This window comes from Streptomyces sp. NPDC015131 (assembly GCF_043079975.1).
Taxonomy (GTDB): Bacteria; Actinomycetota; Actinomycetes; order Streptomycetales; family Streptomycetaceae; genus Streptomyces.
The window spans coordinates 1003258-1021626 of the sequence record NZ_JBIBVB010000002.1 but is presented as its reverse complement, the minus strand read 5'-3'; the positions used below and the strand labels follow the sequence as shown (position 1 = coordinate 1021626).

18 protein-coding genes are annotated in these 18369 nt (G+C 73.1%); 10 read left to right on the top strand and 8 right to left on the bottom strand.

The annotated features are described in order from the left end of the window. Positions 1 to 476 precede the first annotated feature (476 nt). Positions 477 to 1262, bottom strand: a complete 786-nt coding sequence (locus tag ACF08D_RS10215) for a sugar phosphate isomerase/epimerase family protein (RefSeq protein WP_392222103.1) — start codon at positions 1260 to 1262, stop codon at positions 477 to 479. Positions 1263 to 1336: 74 nt separating this feature from the next. Then, entirely contained in the window at positions 1337 to 2383 is a 1047-nt protein-coding gene (locus tag ACF08D_RS10210) for a LacI family DNA-binding transcriptional regulator (protein WP_392222102.1), read from the bottom strand. Positions 2384 to 2528: 145 nt separating this feature from the next. Here ACF08D_RS10210 and ACF08D_RS10205 point away from each other — a divergent pair, with 145 nt between their 5' ends. The 3 genes from ACF08D_RS10205 to ACF08D_RS10195 are packed head-to-tail and all read left to right on the top strand — an operon-like array spanning position 2529 to position 5559. Continuing rightward, a complete protein-coding gene (locus ACF08D_RS10205; RefSeq protein WP_392222101.1) occupies positions 2529 to 3680 on the top strand; it encodes a Gfo/Idh/MocA family protein in 1152 nt (383 codons plus the stop codon). Further along, the gene (locus tag ACF08D_RS10200; protein ID WP_392222100.1) at positions 3677 to 4753 is read left to right on the top strand and encodes a dihydrodipicolinate synthase family protein; all 1077 of its coding nucleotides are present in this window, start codon (positions 3677 to 3679) and stop codon (positions 4751 to 4753) included. Before ACF08D_RS10205 ends, ACF08D_RS10200 begins: the two co-directional genes overlap by 4 nt. Before the next feature lie 26 nt (positions 4754 to 4779). Beyond that, positions 4780 to 5559 (top strand): sugar phosphate isomerase/epimerase family protein, encoded by a 780-nt coding sequence (locus ACF08D_RS10195; RefSeq protein ID WP_392222355.1) that lies wholly within the window; start codon positions 4780 to 4782, stop codon positions 5557 to 5559. A gap of 16 nt (positions 5560 to 5575) precedes the next feature. Here ACF08D_RS10195 and ACF08D_RS10190 read toward each other — a convergent pair whose 3' ends face one another. Both ACF08D_RS10190 and ACF08D_RS10185 read right to left on the bottom strand, forming a co-directional pair. Next, entirely contained in the window at positions 5576 to 5782 is a 207-nt protein-coding gene (locus tag ACF08D_RS10190) for a DUF397 domain-containing protein (RefSeq protein ID WP_392222099.1), read from the bottom strand. Further along, complete coding sequence (locus tag ACF08D_RS10185; protein WP_392222098.1) at positions 5769 to 6599, bottom strand: Scr1 family TA system antitoxin-like transcriptional regulator; 831 nt, start codon at positions 6597 to 6599, stop codon at positions 5769 to 5771. The genes ACF08D_RS10190 and ACF08D_RS10185 overlap by 14 nt, the downstream gene beginning before the upstream one ends. Positions 6600 to 6726: 127 nt before the next feature. Between ACF08D_RS10185 and ACF08D_RS10180 the strand changes: the two genes are divergently transcribed. From ACF08D_RS10180 to ACF08D_RS10170, 3 genes are all read left to right on the top strand, one after another. Continuing rightward, the gene (locus ACF08D_RS10180; protein ID WP_392222097.1) at positions 6727 to 7008 is read left to right on the top strand and encodes a hypothetical protein; all 282 of its coding nucleotides are present in this window, start codon (positions 6727 to 6729) and stop codon (positions 7006 to 7008) included. A gap of 55 nt (positions 7009 to 7063) precedes the next feature. Then, on the top strand, positions 7064 to 9289 hold the full coding sequence (locus tag ACF08D_RS10175) for an ATP-dependent RecD-like DNA helicase (protein ID WP_392222096.1): 2226 nt from the start codon (positions 7064 to 7066) through the stop codon (positions 9287 to 9289). Between the two features lie 177 nt (positions 9290 to 9466). Next, positions 9467 to 10756, top strand: coding sequence for a citrate synthase (locus ACF08D_RS10170; RefSeq protein WP_392222095.1), 1290 nt, complete (start codon positions 9467 to 9469; stop codon positions 10754 to 10756). A 411-nt stretch (positions 10757 to 11167) separates the two neighbouring features. Here the strand turns inward: ACF08D_RS10170 and ACF08D_RS10165 are convergent, their stop codons facing one another. The 4 genes from ACF08D_RS10165 to ACF08D_RS10150 form a co-directional block, all read right to left on the bottom strand. Then, positions 11168 to 11482: a heavy-metal-associated domain-containing protein gene (locus tag ACF08D_RS10165; protein ID WP_392222094.1), complete on the bottom strand. Its 315-nt coding sequence runs from the start codon at positions 11480 to 11482 to the stop codon at positions 11168 to 11170. An 83-nt stretch (positions 11483 to 11565) separates the two neighbouring features. After that, entirely contained in the window at positions 11566 to 12162 is a 597-nt protein-coding gene (locus ACF08D_RS10160; RefSeq protein ID WP_392222093.1) for a GNAT family N-acetyltransferase, read from the bottom strand. Positions 12163 to 12262: 100 nt separating this feature from the next. Further along, positions 12263 to 12460, bottom strand: a complete 198-nt coding sequence (locus ACF08D_RS10155) for a helix-turn-helix transcriptional regulator (RefSeq protein WP_392222092.1) — start codon at positions 12458 to 12460, stop codon at positions 12263 to 12265. A gap of 199 nt (positions 12461 to 12659) precedes the next feature. Further along, the gene (locus tag ACF08D_RS10150; protein ID WP_392222091.1) at positions 12660 to 13568 is read right to left on the bottom strand and encodes a sugar phosphate isomerase/epimerase family protein; all 909 of its coding nucleotides are present in this window, start codon (positions 13566 to 13568) and stop codon (positions 12660 to 12662) included. Between the two features lie 130 nt (positions 13569 to 13698). Here ACF08D_RS10150 and iolC point away from each other — a divergent pair, with 130 nt between their 5' ends. From iolC to iolD, 4 genes are read left to right on the top strand one after another with little or no spacing between them, the layout of a single operon-like run. Then, positions 13699 to 14766, top strand: a complete 1068-nt coding sequence (gene iolC, locus ACF08D_RS10145) for a 5-dehydro-2-deoxygluconokinase (protein WP_392222090.1) — start codon at positions 13699 to 13701, stop codon at positions 14764 to 14766. After that, the gene (locus tag ACF08D_RS10140; RefSeq protein WP_392222089.1) at positions 14763 to 15647 is read left to right on the top strand and encodes a deoxyribose-phosphate aldolase; all 885 of its coding nucleotides are present in this window, start codon (positions 14763 to 14765) and stop codon (positions 15645 to 15647) included. Before iolC ends, ACF08D_RS10140 begins: the two co-directional genes overlap by 4 nt. Positions 15648 to 15676: 29 nt before the next feature. Then, positions 15677 to 16489: a 5-deoxy-glucuronate isomerase gene (iolB, locus tag ACF08D_RS10135; RefSeq protein WP_392222088.1), complete on the top strand. Its 813-nt coding sequence runs from the start codon at positions 15677 to 15679 to the stop codon at positions 16487 to 16489. Beyond that, positions 16486 to 18360 carry a 3D-(3,5/4)-trihydroxycyclohexane-1,2-dione acylhydrolase (decyclizing) gene (iolD, locus tag ACF08D_RS10130; protein ID WP_392222087.1) on the top strand — a complete coding sequence of 625 codons (1875 nt, stop codon included), beginning with the start codon at positions 16486 to 16488 and terminating at the stop codon, positions 18358 to 18360. Before iolB ends, iolD begins: the two co-directional genes overlap by 4 nt. Positions 18361 to 18369 lie beyond the last annotated feature (9 nt).

The window sequence follows — 18369 nt, the reverse complement described above, 5'->3', positions numbered from 1 at the left end:
CGCATAGCCGGAAAGTAACTACCAGGTCAAGAACCCACGCCCTCCGTCGTGGGCGCCGCGCCCCCCGTTGTGGGCAATCGTCCCGCAGGGCGGGACATGCGCCCACCGGGGCGGTACGGGTGACGGTCGCCCCCCTCCGTTGTGGGCGGTCGCTCCCCCGGTTGTGGGCAAACGTCCCGCAGGGCGGGACGGGTGGGCACAACGGGTGCCCACCGGGGCGGTGCGTGGTGCGGGCGGTGCACCCCGGTGGGTGGTGGGGTGTGGCCCCTCCGGGCTCGCCTCCTCGCGGTCGGCGGGGCACCCAGCCGGAAAGGGTGCCGTCACTCGCCGCCGATCCGCTGCGGGGGCGACCCTGCACGGCCCCACCCCGGCCGTCGGCCGACTGCAGCCCGGTGGGTGGTAGGGCACGGCCCCACCCGGCGCGTCGCCGACTGCGGGTCGTGGGGGACGGGACACACCCCGGGCGCGAGGCCCCGTTACGTGAGGGACTCCAGGTGCTCCCGCCCCGCCACCAGCAGCGGCGCCAGCTCCACCGCCTCCGGGTGCCACCGCTTCTCGTACTCCCAGCACACCCACGCCTCGCCGTCCTGCCCGTCCAGCAGCGCCAGGCACTCGCCCAGCGGCAGCACCCCCGCGCCCAGCGCCAGCGGGGCGGTGTCCTCCGCCGAGGCGATGTCCTTCACCTGGACGTACCCCAGGTACGGCGAGAGCACCGCGTGCGTCGCCACCGGCGACTCGCCCGCCACCCACGGGTGCATCACGTCCCACAGCGCGCCCACGTTCTTGTGGCCGACCGCCCCCACGATCCGGGCCACGTCCGCGCCGGTGCGGTGCGAGTCATGGGTCTCGACCAGGATCCGTACGCCCAGGTCCGCCGCGACCTCCGCCGCCGCGCCCAGCCGCCGGGCCGCCGTCGCGTCCGCCTCCGCCACGTCCTGGTCGCCGCCGCCCGGGAACACCCGGACGTACGAGGCGCCCAGGTCGGCCGCCAGGTGCAGCAGCCCGTACAGCTCCTCGTACACGGACTCGTCGTCCCCGGGCTCCGCCACGCGCGCGTACCCGGCGACGGTGAGGATCTCGACGCCCGCCCGGGCGAACTCCTCCACCACGGCGCGGCGTTCGTGCGCGACCAGCCCGGGGTGCACCGGCTCCTCGGGGTGGGCGCGCAGTTCGACGCCCTGGTAGCCGTTCTCCGCGGCCAGGCGGACGACGTCGGGGACCGGCATCCCGGGGACACCGAGGGTGGAGAAGGCGTACTTCACGGTGAGGGGCTCCTTCGTACGGTCGTACCGGGAACGTACCCGGACCGCGCCCGGACATGGCCCGACACGGCGGGTCAGCGCCCGCGCGGCCGGGCCGTGGACGCCCGCAGCACCGGCACGCCCGGGATCGGGACGGCCTCCCGCGGCGGGGCCTCGGCGCCGGTGGCCAGCCGCCCGGCCCGCGCCCCCGCCTCGTGCAGCGGCAGCCGTACGGTGGTGAGTGCGGGCGCGGCGTCCACCGAGAACGGCAGGTCGTCGAAGCCGGTCACGGAGACGTCGTCGGGGACCCGCAGCCCGCGCTCGCGCAGCGCGGCGCAGACGCCCAGCGCGACCGTGTCGTTGGCCGCGGCGATCGCGGTGAGGCCCGGCTCGCGCCGCAGCAGCTCCAGCGCGGCGTCGTACCCGGAGGTCCGGTCGTAGGAGCCGTGCACGGTGAGGCCGCCGGGCGGCAGGCCCGCCGCGGCCATGGCCTCGCGGTGGCCCTCCAGCCGGTGGCGGGTGGTGGTCCGCCCGGCGGGGCCGGCCACACAGCCGATCCGGCGGTGGCCCAGCTCCAGCAGATGCTCCGTCATCCGGCGCGCCCCGCCCCGGTTGTCGAACGGCAGCGCGGCCGTGACCGCCCCCTCGACCGGCGGGCGCCCGCAGAGCACCACCCGGGTCCCGGCGTCGGTGAGCCGGGTCAGCTTGGCGGCCACGGCCGCGAGGTGCTCCGGGTCCTCGACGGCACCGCCGGTGAGGACGACGGCGGCGGCCCGCTGGCGCTGGAGGAGCGTCAGGTACCGCAGTTCGCGCTCGGGGGAGCCGCCCGTGTTGCAGACGACGGCGAGCTTCTCGCCGCCCGCCCGGCCCGGCGCGCCCTCGCCGATGGCCTGCTGGGCGGCCCCGGCGATGATCCCGAAGAAGGGGTCGGCGATGTCGTTGACGAGGACGCCCACCAGGTCGGAGGTGGCGGCGGCGAGCGCGCTGGCGGGGCCGTTCAGGACGTAGTCCAGCTCGTCGACCGCGCGCAGCACCCGCTCGCGGGTGGCGGCGGCGACCGGGTAGTTGCCGTTGAGGACGCGGGACACGGTGGCCGGGGACACCCGCGCGCGGGCCGCCACATCGGCCAGGGTGACGGTCATCGCGTTCCTCCGAAGGGAGTCCGGGGGGAGCCCGGGTGGGTCACCACCCTTGATCGGGCTGTTGGCGGCAGGCTAGCGTCATCGTCGATAGAAAGCGCTTGCTGTCCGGCTGTACGGGAAAGACTCACGCCACCGGAGGACTTTCGTGACTCGGAGAACCGTGCGGATCGCCATGAACGGCGTCACGGGGCGGATGGGCCACCGCCAGCACCTGGTCCGCTCCCTCCTTGCCCTCCGCGAGCAGGGCGGGCTCGACCTGGGAGACGGGCGCGTCCTGTGGCCCGAACCGGTCCTCGTCGGCCGCAGGGAGCACGCCCTGCAGGACCTGGCCGCCCGGCACGGCCTGACCGAGTGGTCGACCGACCTCGACGCCGTACTCGCCGACGAGACCGTGGAGATCTACTTCGACGCCCAGGTCACCTCCGCCCGGCCCGGCGCGCTGGCCCGGGCGATCGCGGCCGGCAAGCACGTCTACACCGAGAAGCCCACCGCCCTGGACACCGCCGGCGCGCTGGAGCTGGCCCGGCTGGCCCGCGACGCCGGGATCAAGCACGGCGTCGTGCAGGACAAGCTGTTCCTGCCGGGCCTGCGCAAGCTGAAGCGGCTGGTCGAGGGCGGCTTCTTCGGCCAGATCCTTTCGGTGCGCGGCGAGTTCGGCTACTGGGTGTTCGAGGGCGACTGGCAGGAGGCCCAGCGCCCGTCCTGGAACTACCGCGCGGAGGACGGCGGCGGCATCGCCGCCGACATGTTCCCGCACTGGGAGTACGTCCTGCACGAGCTGTTCGGCCGGGTCACCTCCGTCACCGCCCAGGTCGCCACGCACATCCCGCAGCGCTGGGACGAGGACGGCAAGCCGTACGCGGCCACCGCCGACGACGCGGCGTACGGCATCTTCCGGCTGGAGGGCGGCGCCGTGGCGCAGATCAACTCCTCCTGGGCGGTACGCGTCCACCGCGACGAACTGGTCGAGTTCCAGGTCGACGGCACCCATGGCTCGGCCGTCGCGGGCCTGCGCGGCTGCCGGGCGCAGCACCGTTCGGCCACCCCCAGGCCGGTGTGGAACCCGGACCTCCCCGTCACCGAGTCCTTCCGCGACCAGTGGCAGGAGGTGCCGGACAACGCGGAGTTCGACAACGGCTTCAAGGCCCAGTGGGAGCTGTTCCTGCGCCATGTCGTCCTCGACGAGCCGTACCACTGGGACCTGCTGGCCGGCGCCCGGGGTGTCCAGCTCGCCGAGCTGGGCCTGAAGTCCTCCGCCGAGGGCCGCCGTCATGACGTACCGGAGCTGACCCTGTGACCCCCTTCACCTCCCGTACGGTCTACGCCGCCGCCCATGTCGTCGCCGACCCGTACGCCGACGTCGCACCCGGCTCCCCGGCCGCCGTCGACTGGGACACCACCCTCGCCTTCCGCCGCCACCTGTGGGCGCACGGACTGGGCGTGGCCGAGGGCATGGACACCGCCCAGCGCGGCATGGGCCTGGACTGGGCGGGCGCGGCCGAGCTGATCCGCCGCTCCGCCGCCGAGGCCCGGGCCTGCGGCGGCCTGCTCGTGGCGGGCGCCGGCACCGACCAGCTGACCGGTCCGGCCGGCCTCGCCGGGGTGCACGCGGCCTACGAGGAGCAGCTCGCCCTGGTCGAGTCCACCGGCGCCCGGCCGGTCCTGATGGCGTCCCGGGCGCTCGCGGCGGCGGCCCGGGACGCGGACGACTACCTCGCGGTCTGCACCGACCTGCTGCGCCAGGTGTCCGGGCCGGTGATCCTGCACTGGCTCGGCCCCATGTTCGACCCGGCGCTGGAGGGCTACTGGGGCTCGGCCGACCTCGACACGGCCACCGACACCCTCCTGAAGATCATTGCCGAGCAGCCCGGCAAGGTCGACGGGGTCAAGGTCTCCCTGCTGGACGCGGAGCGGGAGGTGGCCCTGCGCCGCCGCCTTCCCGAGGGGGTGCGCTGCTACACCGGCGACGACCACCACTACCCGGAGCTGATCGCGGGCGACGAGCACGGCCACAGCGACGCCCTGCTCGGTGTCCTCGACCCGCTCGCGGTCCCGGCGGCCCGGGCCATGCGGCTCCTCGACTCCGGCGATACGGAGGGCTTCCAGGCGCTGCTGGACCCGACCGTCGCCCTCGCCCGGCACCTCTTCGCGCCGCCGACGCGCTACTACAAGACGGGCGTGGTGTTCCTCGCCTGGCTCGCGGGCCACCAGGGCCACTTCACCATGGTCGGCGGCCTCCAGTCGGCGCGCTCCCTGCCGCATCTGGAGCGGGCGTACGAACTGGCCGCCGCACTGGGCCTGTTCCCCGACCCGGCGCTCGCCCGGTCCCGGATGGAGGCCCTGCGCACGGTGTACGGAGGTGCCCGGTGAGCCTCACCCGTTTGAGTGTCAACCAGATGACGGTCCGGCAGTTGTCACTGCCGGGCCTGGTCGAGGGCTGTGTACGCCTCGGCGTGCCCGGGATCGGCCTGTGGCGCGAACCGGTCGCCACGTACGGCCTGGAGGCCACCGCCAAGCTGGTGCGGGACGCCGGGCTGACGGTCACCACCCTGTGCCGGGGCGGCTTCTTCACCACCGCCCCGGACCTGGACGACAACCGGGCGGCCGTCCGGGAGGCGGCGGCCCTCGGCACCGACACCCTGGTCCTGGTCTCCGGGGGCCTGCCACCCGGCTCCCGGGACCTGCCGGTCGCCCGCGCCCTGATCGCCCGTGCCCTCGCCGAACTGGCGCCCTATGCCGCCGACCACGGCGTCCGCCTCGCCATCGAGCCGCTGCACCCGATGTACGCCGCCGACCGCTGCGCCGTGTCCACCCTCGATCAGGCCCTCGCCCTGGCGGAACCGTTCCCCGCCGGACAGGTCGGCGTGGTCGTCGACACGTACCACGTGTGGTGGGACGACCGCGCCCCGGCGGCCGTCGCCCGCGCAGGCGCCGAGGGCCGGATCCACGCCTTCCAGCTGGCCGACTGGAGCACGCCCCTCCCGGCCGGCGTCCTCAACGGCCGGGCGCCCCTGGGCACCGGCACGATCGACCTCCGCGCCTGGCGCGCCCTGGTCGACGCCACCGGTTACACGGGCCCGGTCGAGGTAGAGCTGTTCAACGAGGCCCTGTGGGCCCGTGACGGTACGGAGGTGCTGGAGGAGACGGTCCGCTCGTACGTCGAGCACGTCCTGTGAGGAGCGCTCACGGGGATCAGCCGGGGAAGTGATCCCGCTTCACGGCATCGAGGAAGACGGACCAGCCGTCCACCGAGAAGACCAGCGCCGGTCCGGTCACGGCCTTGCTGTCCCGTACCGGCACACCGTCGTACCCACGGGCGACCTCCAGGCACTCGCCCTGGTTGCCGCCGCTGTAGCTGGACTTGTACCACCCGGTGAGGCTGTGCTCACTCCTGTCCATGTGCGTATTCCTCTGCTGCCGCCCGGACCAGGGCCAGTGACTCCTGCTGCGACAAGGCGTCGCTCAGGGCAAGAGCGTAAGCGGTCTGACTGGCGCTCACCAGGGCAGGATCGTCCATCACATGGCCGGTCAACAGCCCTTCGACGTAGGCCACGGGGGCGGAGTCGGCGAAGCTCATGAGGGTGAGCAGGCTCTGCTGGAGCGCGTGGGCCCCACGGGCGAACGACAGCACATGCAGACGCAGGCGCCCGTTCTCCGCCAGGTCGGCGATCTTGTGCAGCTGCCCCGCCATGGTCCGGGAGCCACCGACCCGGCGCCGGAGGACGGCCTCGTCCAGCAGGGTCCACATGACCGGGGCAGCGGGCTTGTCGAGGAGCTGAGAGCGAGCCGTTCGAATGACAACCTCTCTGTCAAGTTCGTCCGGTGTGTAGTTGGGCCGGTAGGCACGGAAGATCTCGCGCGCGTACTCCGGGGTCTGCAACATGCCCGGCACCAGGGAAAGGGCGAACTGCTGGATGAGCGTCGCCTGCTGTTCCAGCTCGGCCACCGCCGCGAAGCCCTCGAAATAGGTGCTCTCCAGATCCTCCAGCCAGCGGGCGAAGAACCCGTCCGTGCCGAGGGCCCGGTCGATCCGTTCGGCGTCGTCGGGCTTGGGGAGCCGCCGGCCGGCCTCGAAGTGGCTGATGAGCGTGGGCGAGCAGACGACCTGCTCGCCCAGTCCTTCCTGCGTCAACTGCGCGGCGGTCCGGCGCAGTCTGAGTTCCTCGCCGTACTTCTCGCGCTGTGTCCGAGGCTTGCGCGCCTTGTCCAACCTCATCAACTCCACTTGACGGGTGCGCTGTCAAGCGCCGGCCACTGGCAGCGTAGCCACGAGGGACATCAGTCTGTGAGGGGTTCGCCACGGTACGCAGTGGCGAGTGGACGCCACGAGAAAGCGGGCTGACATGACGGATCGGGCGCGGCTGCTGCCGTGGGCGGGGGAGGACGGGCGGCCGTGTTACGTCCTCGGGGACGGGACGGGGCCGTTGTCGCGGGTGGCCGACCAGGTGGAGGGCGTACAGCTCGGGATGGCGGGGGACCTGCTGGGCCATGCCGACGCCATGCTGGCGGACCGGCGGGTGGGGGGCGGGGAGCTGCGGTTCCTGGCCGGGTGCCTGACGCAGGCCCTGCGGGACGTGGTGCGGGTGGCGGAGAGTCGGGGGGCGCGGCTGGAGGGGCGGGGGTAGCGGGGTCGTCCACAGGGGTGGTCACGCTGTCGGTGGGGGCCGGTAGCGTCGGGGCATGTCCAGTCCAGCGGTGGTCGAAGGGGTCCTTGAGCGGATCACCTACGCCAATGAGGAGAACGGCTACACGGTCGCCCGGGTCGACACCGGGCGCGGGGGTGGCGAGCTGCTCACGGTGGTCGGCTCGCTGCTCGGGGCGCAGCCGGGGGAGTCGCTGCGGATGGAGGGGCGCTGGGGCTCCCACCCGCAGTACGGCAGGCAGTTCACCGTGGACAACTACACCACCGTGCTGCCCGCCACCGTGCAGGGCATCCGGCGCTATCTGGGCTCGGGTCTGATCAAGGGCATCGGCCCGCGCATCGCCGAGCGGATCGTGGACCACTTCGGGGTGGAGACGCTCGACGTCATCGAGCGGGAGCCGAAGCGGCTGATCGAGGTGCCGGGGCTCGGCCCGAAGCGGACGAAGCTGATCGGGGCGGCGTGGGAGGAGCAGAAGGCGATCAAGGAGGTGATGGTCTTCCTCCAGGGCGTCGGCGTCTCCACCTCGATCGCGGTGCGGATCTACAAGAAGTACGGGGACGCCTCGATTTCCGTGGTGCGCAACCAGCCGTACCGGCTGGCCGCCGACGTGTGGGGCATCGGCTTCCTGACCGCCGACCGGATCGCGCAGGCGGTGGGCATTCCGCACGACAGCCCGGACCGGGTGAAGGCCGGTCTGCAGTACGCCCTTTCCCAGTCGGCGGACCAGGGCCACTGCTTCCTGCCGGAGGAGCGGCTGATCTCCGACGCGGTGAAGCTCCTCCAGGTCGACACGGGCCTGGTGATCGAGTGCCTGGGGGACCTGGCGGCCGACGAGGAGGGGGTGGTGCGGGAGGCGGTGCCGGGCCCGGAGGGGCAGCCGCTGACGGCGGTGTACCTGATCCCCTTCCACCGGGCCGAGCTGTCGCTGGCCGGCCGGCTCCAGCGGCTGCTGCGGACGGAGGAGGACCGGATGCCGGCCTTCCGGGACGTGGCCTGGGACAAGGCGCTGGCGTGGCTCGCGGACCGTACGGGGGCGGAGCTGGCGCCCGAGCAGGAGGAGGCGGTCCGGCTCGCCCTCACCAGGAAGGTGGCCGTGCTCACCGGGGGGCCCGGCTGCGGCAAGTCCTTCACCGTGCGGTCGATCGTGGAGCTGGCCCGCGCCAAGCGGGCCAAGGTGCTCCTGGCGGCGCCCACCGGCCGCGCGGCCAAGCGGCTGGCGGAGCTGACCGGTGCGGAGGCGTCGACGGTGCACCGGCTGCTGGAGCTGAAGCCGGGCGGGGACGCGGCCTACGACCAGGACCGCCCGCTGGACGCCGACCTGGTGGTGGTGGACGAGGCGTCGATGCTGGACCTGCTGCTGGCCAACAAGCTGGTCAAGGCGGTCGCCCCGGGGGCGCACCTGCTGCTGGTGGGGGACGTCGACCAGCTGCCGAGCGTGGGCGCGGGGGAGGTGCTGAGCGATCTGCTCGCGCCGGACGGCCCGGTCCCGTCGGTCCGGCTCACCCGGATCTTCCGGCAGGCGCAGAAGTCGGGCGTGGTCACCAACGCCCACCGGATCAACGCCGGGCAGCAGCCGCTCACTTCGGGGCTGCCGGACTTCTTCCTGTTCGCCGTGGAGGACACCGAGGAGGCGGGCCGGCTCACGGTGGACGTGGCGGCCCGCCGGGTGCCGGCCCGGTTCGGCCTCGACCCCCGGAGGGACGTGCAGGTCCTCGCCCCGATGCACCGGGGCCCGGCCGGCGCGGGCACGCTCAACGGGCTGCTCCAGCAGGCCGTCACCCCGGCCCGGCCGGACCTCCCGGAGAAGCGGTTCGGCGGCCGGGTCTTCCGGGTCGGGGACAAGGTCACCCAGATTCGCAACAATTACGAGAAGGGGGCGAACGGAGTCTTCAACGGCACGGTCGGCGTGGTCACCGCGCTGAACGTGGACGACCAGCGGCTGACGGTGCTGACGGACGAGGACGAGGAGGTTCGTTACGACTTCGACGAGCTGGACGAGCTGGCCCACGCGTACGCCGTCACCATCCACCGCTCCCAGGGCAGTGAGTACCCGGCGGTGGTGATCCCGGTCACCACCGGGGCGTGGATGATGCTTCAGCGGAATCTGCTGTACACCGCCGTCACCCGGGCGAAGAAGCTGGTCGTCCTGGTCGGCTCGCGCCGGGCCATCGCCCAGGCGGTGCGCACGGTCTCCGCGGGGCGGCGCTTTACCGCACTGCGTCACCGGCTGAAAGGCGAGGTGCGGGTGGGAAACATCACCTGAGCAGCACCCGGGCTTTCGCAACCGGGGCGAAGGGGGCAGGATGAGCAGGTTGACGGCACTGAGTGCCGCCAAAAGGCCGAAAGGTCGACCCCGAGTGCACTCTGCTGGGCCAAGTGGGGGATGGTAGAGACAGTCAGGGCACCTCGAAGAAGAGGCACTACGTCGGTGAGGGATGACGTGAGCGACAACTCTGTAGTACTGCGGTACGCGGACGGTGAATACACCTACCCGGTGGTCGAGAGCACCGTCGGTGACAAGGGCTTCGACATCGGGAAGCTCCGAGCCCAGACCGGTCTGGTGACCCTGGACAGCGGCTACGGCAACACCGCCGCCTACAAATCCGCGATCACCTACCTGGACGGCGAGCAGGGCATCCTGCGCTACCGCGGCTACCCCATCGAGCAGCTGGCGGAGCGCTCCACCTTCCTCGAGGTGGCCTACCTGCTGATCAACGGCGAGCTTCCGAAGGTCGACGAGCTCGCCGCCTTCCGGAACGAGATCACGCAGCACACCCTGCTGCACGAGGACGTCAAGCGGTTCTTCGACGGCTTCCCGCGCGACGCCCACCCGATGGCGATGCTGTCCTCCGTCGTCAGCGCGCTGTCGACGTTCTACCAGGACAGCCACAACCCGTTCGACGAGAAGCAGCGCCACCTCTCCACGATCCGGCTGCTGGCCAAGCTGCCCACGATCGCGGCGTACGCGTACAAGAAGTCGATCGGCCACCCCTTCGTCTACCCGCGCAACGACCTCTCGTACGTCGAGAACTTCCTGCGCATGACCTTCTCGGTCCCCGCCCAGGAGTACGAGCTGGACCCGGTCGTGGTCTCCGCGCTCGACAAGCTGCTGATCCTGCACGCGGACCACGAGCAGAACTGCTCCACCTCCACCGTGCGCCTGGTGGGCTCGTCGCAGGCGAACATGTTCGCCTCGATCTCCGCCGGCATCTCGGCCCTGTGGGGCCCGCTGCACGGCGGCGCCAACCAGTCGGTGCTGGAGATGCTCCAGGGCATCCAGGCCACCGGCGGCGACGTCGACTCCTTCATCCGCAAGGTGAAGAACAAGGAGGACGGCGTCCGCCTGATGGGCTTCGGGCACCGCGTCTACAAGAACTTCGACCCCCGGGCGAAGATCATCAAGGCGGCGGCGCACGACGTCCTCTCGGCGCTCGGCAAGTCCGACGAGCTGCTGGACATCGCGCTCAAGCTGGAGGAGCACGCGCTCGCCGACGACTACTTCGTCGAGCGCAACCTCTACCCGAACGTCGACTTCTACACGGGTCTGATCTACCGGGCGATGGGCTTCCCCACCGAGATGTTCACGGTGCTCTTCGCGCTGGGCCGGCTGCCGGGCTGGATCGCCCAGTGGCACGAGATGATCAAGGAGCCGGGTTCCCGCATCGGCCGCCCGCGGCAGATCTACACCGGCGAGGTCCTGCGCGACTTCGTCCCGGTCGAGAGCCGCTGACGCGCCACGCACACATGAGAAGCGCCCCGCCGCCGATCCCCCCACGGGTCGGCGAGCGGGGCGCTCCCCATATCCCCGGAACGGATTCCCCCCACGGGATCCGGGTCCGGGCGTCTGCCGGGTTCAGCAGAAGCTCGCGATGCGATCTGCCGGGGTACGTACGGGAGGGCCGCTCAAAGCTCCCCGGTGCACGTGCCCCGGCCAACGCTTGCCTGGGACGTCCCCCAAGACATCCCATGAACGTCCCCCAAGACGTTCGTGGCATCGCCCATTTAGACTCGCGAGCGATCCAAATGGTTACCCCCAAATATCTGTGATCTAGGTCTCTTTGTGAAGGTCCTGTGAGTCACGTGAAGGTGAAATCACGGTGCGCTGACGGATGGGGGACCGACAGTGACTGTACCGCGAGGGTCAGGCGGCCCGGCCGGCCAGCTCGTACCCCGCCTCGTCGACGGCGGCGCGCACGGCCTCCTCGTCCAGGACCGCTTCGGAGACCACGGTGACCCGGCCGGTGGCGGCGACCGCCTGGACGGAGGTCACGCCGGGGAGCGCCGAGATCTCCTCGGTCACCGCGCCCTCGCAGTGGCCGCAGGTCATGCCCGTGACCTCGTAGACCGCGGTGACGCCGCCGGCCGGGGCCTCGCCCGCGCCGTCGTGGCAGGAACCGGCGGGCGAGCAGCAGGAGCCGGTGGCCTGGGGAAGCTCGGTCCTCGTCTCGGCGGACATGGTGTTCTCCTCATCGGTCGGTCGTGTCGGTGCGGCAGGGGTCCGCACGGGTGGCGCGACGCCCTGACGGGGCGAGTATACCCCTAGGGGGTATGGTCCGCGTGAAGGCGCTCCGGGTCGCCCCGGTGGGCGGCCCACTCGTGGGCCAGCACGGACATGATCAGGGCGTCGACGCGGCGGCCCCGGTGCAGCAGCGCCTCGCGCTCGGCGCCCTCGCGGACGAAGCCCACCTTCTCGTACACCCGGATCGCGCGCGGGTTGAAGGCGTACACGCCCAGCGATATCCGGTGCAGGCCCAGCCGCTCGAAGCCATGGGCGAGGACGAGGCGGACGGCCTCCGTGCCCAGCCCCCGGCCGCGGCCCCGGGGCCCCACGAGGGTGCGGAAGTTGCAGGAGCCGTTCGGCTCGTCCCACTCGTTGAGCACGACCTCGCCCACGGTCTGCCCGGACGCCCGGTCGACCACCGCCAGGTCCAGCCGGTCGGTCTGGGCGCCCCGGCTGCCGTACCAGGAGCGCAGGAAGTCCTCTCCGGGCGGCGGCGCGCCCTCGGGGGTGCCGGTGAAGGCCAGCACCTCCGGGTCGCGGAGGATCTCCGCCATCGTGGCGGCGTCGTCCCCGGTGAAGGGGCGCAGGAGCACCGAGGTGCCGGTGAGGGTGGGCTTGACGGAGAAGTCGCTCATCGGGCGATCCTCGGACCCGCCCCGGCGCGGGAGCAAGCCGAATACGCGGCCGGCCCCGCACCCGGGGAGGTGCGGGGCCGGCGCGGGACGGGCGGCGGGGTCAGTCCGCCCGGCTGCGGTTGCCGGGGCGGCTGGCCACCCAGGCGCGGATGGTGTCCGCGTACCAGTAGGGCTTGCCGCCTTCGACGTGGTCGGGCTTCGGCAGCAGGCCGTGCTTGCGGTACGAGCGCACCGTGTCGGGCTGCACCCGAATGTGCGCGGCGATCTCCTTGTAGGACCAGAGCCTTCTGTCCGTCATCCGGAACACCTCCCTGCGCACGCCGCGGGCCGGTCCTGGCGGACCGTAGGGGGAGCCGCGACGCCGTTGCTGGTGATCACTCAGCCTGTGCCCGAAGAACGACCCACGGTGACGGACGGGCAGGGGCTGTCGACCGGCTGTGACGGAAAGGCCGCGTTATCCGGACATGCGTGACACGGGAGGGACCACTGTTACGGAATCAGGCGCCGCAGGAGCGGAGGAAACGGCGGGTGCGCTCGGCGATGGGGAAGGGCTTGCCGGGCGGGCAGGGGTACATGTCCTGCTCGACGATGGCGAACAGCTCGACGCCCAGGGCCTGGGCGGCGGTGAGGACCGGCTCCAGCGGGGGGATGCCCCCCGGCGGCTCGCACATCACGCCGCGCGCGACGGCGGGGCCGAAGGGGGTGCCCTCCGCGACGACCCCGGCCAGGATCTCGGGGTCGACCTGCTTCAGGTGCAGATAGCCGATCCGCTCGCCGTACGTCTCGATCAGCTTGACGCTGTCGCCGCCGCAGTAGGCGTAGTGGCCGGTGTCCAGGCAGAGCGCGACCAGGTCCGGGTCGGTGGCGTCGAGGAAGCGGGCGACGTTCTCCTCGCCGTCGATGTGGGTGTCGGCGTGCGGGTGGACGACGACGCGCAGGCCGAAGCGGTCCCGGACCTCCCGGCCCAGCCGCTCGGTCAGCCGGGTCAGGTCCCGCCACTGCTCCGGCGTCAGCTCCCGGTCCTCCAGCACCACCCCGGTCCGGTCGTCGCGCCAGAAGGCCGGGATCACCACCAGGTGCTCCGCGCCCACGGCCCGGGCGAGCGCCGCGTTGTCCGCGACGTGCGCCCAGGTCTGCTCCCAGACCGCCTCGCCGCGGTGCAGCCCGGTGAAGACGGTGCCCGCCGAGACCCGCAGGCCGCGCCGGGCGGTCTCCTCGGTGAGGCGGACGGGGTCGGTGGGGAGGTAGCCGTACGGGCCCAGCTCGATCCACTCGTACCCGGCGCGGGACACCTCGTCCAGGAACCGCGTCCACGGCACCTGCCGCGGGTCGTCGGGGAACCAGACGCCCCACGAGTCGGGCGCGGAACCGATCCGGATACGGGAGAGCGGGGACGGCGGCGTCATGGGGGCCAGCTTGGTGGCGGCCCCGGCGGGCCGTCAAGGCTTGGTCCGAATGTCCGGACAAAATGTTGACAGCCTTTCACCGGGCGGCTAGACCTGACCCCGGTGCCGGCGCGGACGCGAAGGGGACACGATGGCGACCGATCCGTACGACCTCATCACCATGGGGCGCATCGGGGTGGACCTCTATCCGCTCCAGAGCGGTGTCCCGCTGGCCCGGGTCGAGTCGTTCGGCAAGTTCCTCGGCGGCTCGCCCTCCAATGTCGCCGTCGCCGCCACCCGGCTCGGCCTGCGCACCGCGCTGATCACCCGCACCGGCGCCGACCCCTTCGGGGAGTACCTCCACCAGGAGCTGCGGGCGTTCGGGGTGGACGACCGGTGGGTCACGCCCGTCGAGGCGTACCCCACCCCGCTGACGTTCTGCGAGATCTTCCCGCCCGACCACTTCCCGCTCCACTTCTACCGCCTGCCCAAGGCCCCCGACCTGGAGATCCACGAGCACGAGCTGGACCTCGGCGCGGTCGCCGCCGCCCGGGTCTTCTGGGCGACCGGCACGGGCCTGTGCGCCGAGCCCAGCCGTACGGCCACCCTCGCGGCCCTCGCCGCCCGGCCGCGCTCCGGCCTCACCGTCCTCGACCTCGACTGGCGCCCCATGTTCTGGTCCGGCGCCGACGACGCCCGGCCCCTCTACCGCGCGGCCCTCCGGCACGCCACCGTCGCCGTCGGCAACACCGACGAGTGCGAGATCGCCACCGGCGAGCGGGAGCCGTACGCCGCCGCCCGCGCCCTGCTGGACACGGGCGTCCGCCTCGCCGTGGTCAAACGGGGCCCCAAGGGGGTCCTCGCCATGTCCGCCGACGGGGCCACCGCCGACGTCCCGCCCGTGCCGGTGGAGGTCGTCAACGGCCTCGGCGCCGGGGACGCCTTCGGCGGGGCGCTGTGCCACGGGCTGCTCGCCGGCTGGGACCTGGAGCGGACCGTCCGGTACGCCAACGCCGCCGGCGCCCTGGTCGCCTCCCGGCTCGCCTGCTCCTCGGCGATGCCGTACCCGGAGGAGGTGGCCGCGGCGCTGGACGGCACCGGTGGCGGGGCGCCCGGCGGGGTGGGGGCGGCCGGTTCCGGTGCGCTCGGGTCCGGTTCCGCCGCACCCGACCGGCCCGGTGCGCCCGGTGGCGGGGCCCCGCGGGGCGGGGTCGCGTGAGCGTCGACCTCGCGCACCTCGTCGCGGTCCGCGCCCGCCACCCCGAGGCCGTCGCCGAGGCGGCCGGGCGCCGCCGCAGGCGCCCGCTGCTCGGCCCCTCGGGCCGCCTGATGATCGTCGCCGCCGACCACCCCGCCCGGGGCGCGCTGGCCGTGGGCGACCGGCCGCTCGCCATGGCCAACCGCCTCGACCTGCTGGAACGGCTCTGCCTCGCACTCTCCCGCCCCGGGGTCGACGGGGTCCTCGCCACCGCCGACATCCTCGACGACCTGCTCCTCCTCGGCGCCCTGGAGGGCAAGGTCGTCATGGGGTCCATGAACCGCGGCGGCCTCGCCGGCGCCGCCTTCGAGCTGGACGACCGCTTCACCGGCCACCGCCCCGAGGACCTGGCCCGCCTCGGCTTCGACGCGGGCAAGCTCCTGCTGCGCATCGACCACGGCGACCCCGGCACGCTCACCACGCTCGCCTCCGCCGCCCGCACCATCGACGCCATGGCCGAGCGGCGGCTGCCGGTCTTCGTGGAACCGTTCCTCTCCCGCCGCGACCCGGCCGACGGGCGCGTCCGCAACGACCTGGGCGCCGACGCGGTGACCACCTCGCTCGCCATCGCCTCCGGGCTCGCCGGGACCTCCGCGTACACCTGGCTCAAGGTCCCCGTCACCGACGACCCCGGGGACATGGAGCGGGTCATGGCCACCACCACGCTCCCCGCCGTGCTGCTCGGCGGCGACGTGGGGCCCGACCGGGACGGGGCGTACGAGAAGTGGCGCGGCGCGCTGCGACTGCCCACCGTGCAGGGGCTGGTGGCGGGCCGCTCACTGCTCTACCCGGCGGACGGCGACGTGGCCGCCGCCGTCGACACGGCCGTCGGCCTGCTCTGAGGACCGGTCCGGAGGGGTACGGAGAGATCATGACCGACCAGCACCTGCACCTGCGCGCGGGCGAGACCGCCGACGGGCCCTACGCCCTGCGCATCGACCCGGAACGGGCCGGCTGGACCCACTGCTCCCTGCGGGTCCTCCACCTCGGCCCCGGCGAGACGCACCTCCTCGACACCGGCGACAGCGAATGGGTCCTCCTCCCGCTCACCGGCGGCTGTACGGTGCTGGTCGACGGCGAACCGCTCGAACTCGACGGCAGGGACAGCGTGTTCGGCGGCGTCACCGACTTCGCCTACCTACCGCGTGACGCCCACGCCCAGATCGCCTCCGGCGCGGGAGGCCGCTTCGCCCTGGCAGGAGCGAGGTGCGAGCGACGACTCCCCGCTCGCCGCGGCCCCGCGCCGGAGGTACCGGTCGAGACGCGCGGCAGCGGCGTCTGCGCCCGGGAGGTGCGCAACTTCGCCGCCGCCGGCGCCTTCGACTGCGACCGGCTCATCGCCGTGGAGGTCGTCACCCCCGGCGGCAACTGGTCCTCCTACCCGCCCCACAAGCACGACGAGCACGTGCCCGGCGAGGAGGCCGAGCTGGAGGAGATCTACTACTTCGAGATCGCCGGCGGGGGAGTGGGCTACCAGCGCGTGTCGCCCTCCCGGCCCGGCGGCGCCGACGTCCTCGCCGAGGTCCGCGGCGGCGACGCCGTCCTCGTACCGGACGGCTGGCACGGCCCGTCCATCGCCGCCCCCGGCCACCCCATGTACTACCTCAACGTCATGGCCGGCCCTGGCGACGAACGGGAGTGGAAGATCCGCTTCCATCCCGATCACGCGGAGGGATACCGATGAGCACACGACGCCTCACCACCGCCCAGGCGCTCGTCGCCTTCCTCGCCCGCCAGTACACCGAACGCGACGGGCGGCGCCACCGGCTCATCGGCGCCACCTGGGGCATCTTCGGCCACGGCAATGTGGCCGGCATCGGGCAGGCCCTCGTCGAGTACGCGGACGAGATGCCCTTCCTCCAGGGCCGCAACGAGCAGGCCATGGTCCACGCCGCCGTCGGGTACGCCCGCCAGTCGGGCCGCCTCTCCGCCCACGCCGTCACCACCTCCATCGGCCCCGGCGCCACCAACCTGGTCACCGGCGCCGCCCTCGCCACCGTCAACCACCTCCCGGTGCTGCTGCTGCCCGGCGACACCTTCGCCGGGCGGCCCGCCGATCCCGTGCTCCAGCAGCTCGAGGTGCCCCACGCCGGCGACGTCTCCGTCAACGACACCCTGCGCCCGGTGTCCCGCTACTTCGACCGGATCACCCGCCCCGAGGCGCTGGTCCCGGCCGCGCTCGCCGCCATGCGCGTCCTCGCCGACCCGGCCGCCACCGGCGCCGTCACGCTCGCCCTGCCCCAGGACGTGCAGGCGGAGGCGTACGACTGGCCGGAGGAGTTCTTCGCCGACCGCGTCTGGCACGTGCGCCGCCCCCGGCCCGACGCCGCCGAACTGGACGCCGCCGTCCGGGCCGTCCGCGCGGCCCGGCGCCCGCTGATCGTCGCCGGCGGCGGCGTCCACCACAGCCGCGCCGAGACCGCCCTCGCCGGCCTGGCGGCCGCGACCGGCATCCCCGTGGCGTCCACCCAGGCCGGCAAGGGCTCCCTGCGCCACGACCACCCGGCCGACGTGGGCGGCATCGGCCACACCGGCACCGCCACCGCCGCCCACCTCGCCCGCACCGCCGACCTGGTGATCGGCGCCGGCACCCGGTACACCGACTTCACCACCGCGTCCGCCACCCTCTTCGCCCGCCCCGGCGTCCGCTTCCTCAACCTCAACATCACCGGCTTCGACGCCCACAAGATGGCCGCCCTGCCGCTGGTCGCCGACGCCCGCGAGGGCCTGGAGCATCTCGCGGACGCCCTCGCCGGGCACACCGTCCCCGGCTCGTACCGGGACGAGTACACCGGGCTCAAGGCCGAATGGGAGGACCGCGTCACCGCCGCGTACACCGCCCGTGACGAGCGGGCGCGCCCCACCCAGGCGCAGGTGCTGGGCCTGCTGGACGCCCTGGCCGGCGAGGACGACATCCTGATCAACGCGGCCGGCTCGCTCCCCGGCGACCTGCACAAGCTCTGGCGGACCCGCTCCCGCGACCAGTACCACGTCGAGTACGGCTACTCCTGCATGGGCTACGAGATCCCGGCCGCCCTCGGCGTCGCCCTCGCCGCCCCCGGCCGCCCGGTCTGGGCCCTGGTCGGCGACGGTACGTACCTGATGAACCCCACCGAGATCGTCACCGCCGTCCAGGAGGGCCTGCCCATCAAGGTCGTGATCCTCCAGAACCACGGGTACGCCTCCATCGGCGGCCTCTCCGAGACGGTGGGCGCCGAGCGGTTCGGCACCGCCTACCGCCACCGCGCCCCCGACGGCACGTACACGGGCGACCCGCTCCCGGTGGACCTCGCCGCCAACGCCGCCTCGCTCGGTCTGCGCGTCCTGCGCGCCCACACCGTGCGTGACCTGCGGGAAGCGCTCGCCGAGGCCCGCGCGGCCACCGTCCCCACATGTGTCTACACCGAGACCGAAACGGCAGACACAGTGTCGGGCCCGCCCGGTGCGCAGGCGTGGTGGGATGTTCCTGTGGCCGCGATCGCGACCCGCCCGTCGGCGGTCGGGGCACGGGAGGAGTACGACCGGCAAGTCGCAGCCCGACGCCGCCATCTCTGAAGGAGCTTT

Excerpts from the sequence above, each read along its gene's own strand:
- ACF08D_RS10210 (WP_392222102.1), bottom strand. The coding sequence starts at position 2,383 with ATGACCGTCACCCTGGCCGATGTGGCGGCCCGCGCGCGGGTGTCCCCG.
- iolC (WP_392222090.1), top strand. The coding sequence starts at position 13,699 with ATGGCGACCGATCCGTACGACCTCATCACCATGGGGCGCATCGGGGTG.
- ACF08D_RS10155 (WP_392222092.1), bottom strand. The coding sequence starts at position 12,460 with ATGACGGACAGAAGGCTCTGGTCCTACAAGGAGATCGCCGCGCACATT.
- ACF08D_RS10160 (WP_392222093.1), bottom strand. The coding sequence starts at position 12,162 with ATGAGCGACTTCTCCGTCAAGCCCACCCTCACCGGCACCTCGGTGCTC.
- ACF08D_RS10195 (WP_392222355.1), top strand. The coding sequence starts at position 4,780 with ATGACGGTCCGGCAGTTGTCACTGCCGGGCCTGGTCGAGGGCTGTGTA.
- ACF08D_RS10180 (WP_392222097.1), top strand. The coding sequence starts at position 6,727 with ATGACGGATCGGGCGCGGCTGCTGCCGTGGGCGGGGGAGGACGGGCGG.
- iolD (WP_392222087.1), top strand. The coding sequence starts at position 16,486 with ATGAGCACACGACGCCTCACCACCGCCCAGGCGCTCGTCGCCTTCCTC.
- ACF08D_RS10190 (WP_392222099.1), bottom strand. The coding sequence starts at position 5,782 with ATGGACAGGAGTGAGCACAGCCTCACCGGGTGGTACAAGTCCAGCTAC.
- ACF08D_RS10165 (WP_392222094.1), bottom strand. The coding sequence starts at position 11,482 with ATGTCCGCCGAGACGAGGACCGAGCTTCCCCAGGCCACCGGCTCCTGC.
- ACF08D_RS10185 (WP_392222098.1), bottom strand. The coding sequence starts at position 6,599 with ATGAGGTTGGACAAGGCGCGCAAGCCTCGGACACAGCGCGAGAAGTAC.
- iolB (WP_392222088.1), top strand. The coding sequence starts at position 15,677 with ATGACCGACCAGCACCTGCACCTGCGCGCGGGCGAGACCGCCGACGGG.
- ACF08D_RS10175 (WP_392222096.1), top strand. The coding sequence starts at position 7,064 with ATGTCCAGTCCAGCGGTGGTCGAAGGGGTCCTTGAGCGGATCACCTAC.
- ACF08D_RS10150 (WP_392222091.1), bottom strand. The coding sequence starts at position 13,568 with ATGACGCCGCCGTCCCCGCTCTCCCGTATCCGGATCGGTTCCGCGCCC.